6 protein-coding genes are annotated in these 5,214 nt (G+C 48.6%); 3 read left to right on the top strand and 3 right to left on the bottom strand.

Annotated features, from left to right (window positions below; all coding sequences use genetic code 11):
- Positions 1-116: 116 nt before the first annotated feature.
- Positions 117-983, top strand: coding sequence for an FISUMP domain-containing protein (locus tag BGX12_RS14965; protein ID WP_109736821.1), 867 nt, complete (start codon positions 117-119; stop codon positions 981-983).
- A 1-nt stretch (position 984) separates the two neighbouring features.
- Here the strand turns inward: BGX12_RS14965 and BGX12_RS14960 are convergent, their stop codons facing one another.
- Genes BGX12_RS14960 through BGX12_RS14950 form a run of 3 tightly spaced genes read right to left on the bottom strand, consistent with a single transcriptional unit; the run spans position 985 to position 2,922 of the window.
- A complete protein-coding gene (locus tag BGX12_RS14960; RefSeq protein ID WP_158278286.1) occupies positions 985-1,380 on the bottom strand; it encodes a type II secretion system protein in 396 nt (131 codons plus the stop codon).
- Positions 1,377-1,730 (bottom strand): prepilin-type N-terminal cleavage/methylation domain-containing protein, encoded by a 354-nt coding sequence (locus tag BGX12_RS14955; RefSeq protein WP_158278285.1) that lies wholly within the window; start codon positions 1,728-1,730, stop codon positions 1,377-1,379. Before BGX12_RS14955 ends, BGX12_RS14960 begins: the two co-directional genes overlap by 4 nt.
- Positions 1,720-2,922, bottom strand: coding sequence for a hypothetical protein (locus BGX12_RS14950; protein WP_109736818.1), 1,203 nt, complete (start codon positions 2,920-2,922; stop codon positions 1,720-1,722). Before BGX12_RS14950 ends, BGX12_RS14955 begins: the two co-directional genes overlap by 11 nt.
- Positions 2,923-3,042: 120 nt before the next feature.
- On the opposite strand from BGX12_RS14950, the gene BGX12_RS14945 reads away from it, so the two are divergent.
- Both BGX12_RS14945 and BGX12_RS14940 read left to right on the top strand, forming a co-directional pair.
- The gene (locus BGX12_RS14945) at positions 3,043-3,714 is read left to right on the top strand and encodes a carboxypeptidase regulatory-like domain-containing protein (protein WP_109736817.1); all 672 of its coding nucleotides are present in this window, start codon (positions 3,043-3,045) and stop codon (positions 3,712-3,714) included.
- Positions 3,715-3,717: 3 nt separating this feature from the next.
- Entirely contained in the window at positions 3,718-5,094 is a 1,377-nt protein-coding gene (locus tag BGX12_RS14940) for a GspE/PulE family protein (RefSeq protein WP_109736816.1), read from the top strand.
- Positions 5,095-5,214 lie beyond the last annotated feature (120 nt).

Here is a 5,214-nt window from a genome sequence, read left to right as displayed (position 1 = left end):
GAACAATCGGCCGAGAAAACGACTTGGATTTCTCACCCCATTAGAGTATATTTCTAGGCAAGTTAAACAAATTTACTTGGCGACTTAAATTCGCCTTCTTTAAGGAGTATTCAATTATGTTTTTTTTGATTATACTAATTTTTTGTCTTTCTTTTATTGCTTGCGGTAGCGATGAGAATAGTACTGCACCCCAAAATGATGACTTTGTAACACAATCATCGTCCTCAATTAATGGTGTAACAAATCTTTCTTCCGTTGCTGAAGAAAAGGTTAGTTCATCCAGTAAGCAAGATGACAATCCATCTGCAATATCGTCTTCCATGGAACAGGAACCTCTATCAAGTTCATCTGCTGAATCTCCATCTGATAAAAACACGTTTGTCGATGAACGAGATGGTCGTGTTTATAAGATGACAACTATCGGCGATCAGATTTGGATGGCGGAACATTTGAAATATGTTCCCACGATGGAAAATTCTCTGGGCCTTGGAGAAGTTTCTCTCTGCATAGATTATCTTGAAGATAATTGTGAAAAATATGGCCGTTACTATCAATGGTCAACTGCAATCGGTATTGATCGCTATGATTTCTCCGCACATAAAAATAAATTGGTTGAACCGTATCAAGGTCTTTGTCCTAGCGGATGGCACATTCCCTCTGCTAAAGAATTTAAGACCATGATGGATTTCCTTGATGGCAATTACGATGCAATCATTGACCCGTCCTTGCTTGGAACAGATACTTACGGATTCTCGCTAACAAATACGGGACGTTTCGGTGCAAATGATGATGACTATGCTTCTTATAGATATTTTGAAAAAGATTTCGTTTATCTGTGGAGTATTAGCGGCGACAATTTCCAGAGATATACATTCTATATAAGAAACATAGAAGATGCACAGTCTGGTGATATTGCAAGAACTATCGGAACCAAACTTACGGATACAGAATCGTATTTGCCTGTTCGATGCATAAAGGACTAAATTAGTTTTGTTCTACAACCCAGCTTCCAAGATTGTTGTACACCACAACTCTGGCTTTTTTCAGTTCCTTGCATTGCAGGGGGTGGGTAGAGGCTGGGATGACATTGTCCGCGGAATCTAGGACATAAATTCCGTCAACACATTTACCGGGATGCTCTTGGAGCATCCTTTTTGTTTTGGCAATGTCGACGGAGCGCTGCATGTAGGCGGCGTCCTTCTTTGTGAAGGCGAGTTGGCCTTTGACGGCCTGGGTGTAAAGGTTCATGGCGAGGGTGAAGAAGATGCCGGAGATGGCGATTGTGACTATCAGTTCGATAAGTGTGAAACCATTTCTAGATTCTTCGCTTCGCTCAGAATGACGTGGGTTAATGCAACTAGAATGACGTTGGAGGATCATTTCTTCCTCCGGTATTCGCATTTGTAGAGGGCGCGGGTTGTGTCGGCTTTGTTGCGGATGGAGGTTGCCTTGTAGCAGGTTTCATCGCCGGTATTTTGTGCCGTTATTACGGTTTCCCATTCAACACCGATGGAATCCTTCTGTACGATGACGGTGTCCTTTTCCATTCCTTCGTTCAGGAAAAGGTTCAGTTTGCTTATATTGTGGCCATAGTCGTCGACCCAGGCTTTCTGCGTCATCTTGTTGGGATAGAGGTAACCCACGAGCATTACGCCGGTGGTGGAGAGGATTGCGAAACTTATCAATACTTCGACCAGGGTCACGCCCTGTTTGTACTTGTTAGAAGGCAATGGTGGCCTCCTTTCCGATTTGTACAATATCGGGAGTCAAAATATGTAGGGTTGTGTCCTTTGTAATCCTTGCGTTGCGGAGAAATCCGTTCCAGAGTGTCAGCCCCTCATAGAACGCGAAGGACCACGCTATGAGCGATCCTTGGAGTTTTCCCTGCATGTCCAAGGATCCTTTACTGATGATGGTTCCCTTAAGATCGGTATTCTGTCCGATCTTGACAGGCTGGCTGCGGAGTGTTTCGTCCCAGTTGTCGGCCAGGTAGACGATGGTCGCGTTGCTTGCGGAGAGTCGTTGAATGTCCATGTGTCCGCTATAATCAACGTCGCCGGTTTTACGCCCCTGCAGGGCTAACCATAGCGCGTCACCCTGGGACTTTGATAGATTTACCTCCAGGGAATCCTGGGCAAGGAATGCTCCCGATACAAGGGCCTGCTGGGTCATGGAAATGGTTCTGGAAATGATGTTGGCCTTTTGCAGGTTGGAGCGTTCGGTAATAAAGAGTCTGTCGGCGATGATCTTGCATTTATAGCACTTGCTGTCGCCGCGAAGGACTACGGTCTTGCAGGAAAGCTCCGGGGGAACAATGTCGGTGGCGTCAAAGGTGCAGCGTTCGTTGGTGAATGACTGTGCGAAAACATTTCGGGTCAGTTCCGGGAAAATGCCGATTGAATCAAAATAGGGAAAGGTGCTGTCGTATCGTATGGAGTCGGCGAAGGCGTTCTTAGTCGCAGGCATCTTGTAATGGGTACTGTACGAGATCCTGCCGTTTTTTAGTGCCACGCCCCCTCGTATCTGGGCGTCGCCGACCAGGGCAATATCCGCATTTGGGGCTAATAGGGTAATGGCGGGGAGCGGGGGCTGGATAAACCCGGGATGGATTTCCTTGTCCACACCGATTTTTGTGGAATCCGGATTGAAAACCGTAATCTTTGAGAAAAGACCGTCTTGTTTGTGGCTTATGTTGAACTTGATGTTCCCCATGCTGGTTGCGTAGCTTAGGCTATCGGTTCTCCAGGGGGCCTTTTCGCTTTCCATGCGGTAAAAGCCATAATCCATGGCCGTTTCAAAGGAAAGCTCGTCCTGGCTTTTCTGGAACCTTCTGAATGACTCGATGCGTTCCGCCTTTACCATGCCATAAATGGTCAAGGACAGGATGCAAAGAATGCTGAGAAGCACCATGGTCACTGCCATTGTAAAACCATTTTTTACATTGAGTCGGGGCACGTTCATTTTACAAAATCGGGGAGGTTAATTCGTTGGATAATATAGCTAAAAATGCTATCTTTTCCCACGATTTATTAAGGAGGCATTTTGAACAAGTTCCTTGCTATTTTGATTGCTGCATCCAGCCTTGTCTTCTGGGGCTGTCTTCAGGATGACGACGAAGACCTGGACCGTATTCCAGTGCAGTACACTGTGCTGGTGCGCGATGGGGTCACCGGCAAGGCTGTGAAGGATGCCTCCGTGGAACTTACTTCCGAGAATGGAGTGGCAAAGACCCTCAAGACAAATTCCAACGGCAAGGTGGTGTTCCCGTCTGCCGAGAGTTACGTGAACCAGGTGATTGTCACCATGGATGGCTACGTGCCTACGGATACGGTCGATGTCGTGACCACGGCCGATTCATCTTACTCGTTGATGCTACGTACATTGAACCTGGCCCTTATACCCGAGGGTGTGACGGAAGCCGATACGGGACGATACTACCGTTATACGGTGACCGTACTTGACGAGACTACCATGGATGCGATTTCCGGTGCGAATGTTTCAGTGACTTCCGGTAACCACAAGGCTGTTGATGCCTCCACGGACAAGAATGGCCGTGCCATCTTGGATTCGCTCCCTTCGAAGCAGAATCTTTTCAGTGTATCTGCCTCAGGATTTACCCCTGTAGACACTTTGGTCGTTGCGGACACCAGCGGATCCGACGATCTAGTCCTGCAGACTCTTCGCATTCTCTTGGCACCTTCTGTTTCCAAGTAGTTTATGGCCTTCCTGCTGAAGAATCCACCAAGCCCCGCATGCCTAAGGCTTTTGCCTCTGGAACTCATGCAGCGCTATTCTGTATTGCCTGTGGAATATGACGGCAATACGGGGCGCTTGACTGTAGCCATGCCATCGGCAGGTGACCTGGATCTGGTGCAGGAACTTCAGATGGCGACGGGTATCCTGGTGCAGCCTGTGGAGGCTGATCCCGATAGCATAGCCGAGTGGGTACAGACCTTTGCGGCTCATTCCGAGTCAACCTTTGGTGCAAAACAGGAAAATGGGCGTGCTATTTCTGCCATTGCAAGGCTTGTGGATGAAATCATCTCGGAGGCGATGCAGACCGGCGTTTCGGATATACATTTTGAACCGGGTGAGAAGGCGTTCTTGGTCCGTTTCCGCAAGGATGGCGAGCTGCAGGTTGTACGCAAGCTGCCGGTGCGCCTGATTTCGGAGACAGTCTCTAGGATCAAGATCATGGCCAGCATGGACATCGCGGAACATCGCAGGCCCCAGGATGGTCGTATTCATTTTGATGACGGTAGCAAGGCTGTGGATATCCGTGTATCTGCGCTGCCTACGGACTATGGCCAGAAAATGGTACTGCGCCTTTTGGATAAGGGACAGATAATCCACCGTCTGGATTCCCTTGGGATGTTGCCTAACCAGATTGCAATGGCCGAGACTGAGATTCATAAGCCTTACGGTATGTTCCTGATTACGGGCCCTACCGGTTCCGGTAAGACCACCACGCTTTATACGTTGCTGCAGATGATCCGCAGCACCAAGCTGAACATATCCACCATCGAAGAGCCTATCGAATACAAACTGGATGGCATTACCCAGACTGCGGTGAATACAAAGATCGACCTTACCTTTGCGTCTGCGCTGCGAACCCTGCTCCGTCAGGATCCTGACGTGATCATGGTGGGTGAAATCCGTGACAGCGAGACCGCGGAGCTTGCCATTCGCGCCGCATTGACTGGCCATCTGGTGTTTAGCACCTTGCATACCAATGACGCTCCCTCGGCCATTGCCCGCTTGATTGACATGGGCGTGGAACCGTTCCTAGTGGCCAGTGCCGTGAACTTCATCATGGCTCAGCGTCTGGTGCGCCGCATCTGCCCCAAGTGTGGTGGAAAGAATTCGGGCTGCCTGGCCTGTGGCGGTAGCGGGTACAAGGGCCGTGTCGGTATTTTTGAGATGATGAAGATGAGCGAGACGTTGCGTGACAGAATCCACGAGAACGTTTCTACATCGGATTTAAGGAAGCATGCCATTGCCGAAGGGATGAAGACCCTGGCGGAAGATGGTCATGAAAAGGTTAAACTGGGTTTGACGACTGAATCGGAGATTGCCGCTGAAGCGGTGATATAATTGAGGGTTAAATGAGAAAATTATTGAGGCATCATCAACATGTGTGGAAGCATTTAGGCAGCCTTGCTAGATGATTCTCTCGATTCCGATTCCCATTCGTAGGCTATCTTTACATCTACA

This window comes from Fibrobacter sp. UWR4, from assembly GCF_003149045.1.
In the GTDB taxonomy this organism is placed as follows: domain Bacteria; phylum Fibrobacterota; class Fibrobacteria; order Fibrobacterales; family Fibrobacteraceae; genus Fibrobacter.
This window is presented reverse-complemented; position numbering and strand designations above follow the sequence as displayed.

What these genes read in the sequence shown, in the direction of transcription:
- BGX12_RS14965 (WP_109736821.1), top strand. Translation starts at nt 117, where the DNA reads ATGTTTTTTTTGATTATACTAATTTTTTGTCTTTCTTTTATTGCTTGC.
- BGX12_RS14960 (WP_158278286.1), bottom strand. Translation starts at nt 1,380, where the DNA reads ATGATCCTCCAACGTCATTCTAGTTGCATTAACCCACGTCATTCTGAG.
- BGX12_RS14950 (WP_109736818.1), bottom strand. Translation starts at nt 2,922, where the DNA reads ATGGCAGTGACCATGGTGCTTCTCAGCATTCTTTGCATCCTGTCCTTG.
- BGX12_RS14940 (WP_109736816.1), top strand. Translation starts at nt 3,718, where the DNA reads ATGGCCTTCCTGCTGAAGAATCCACCAAGCCCCGCATGCCTAAGGCTT.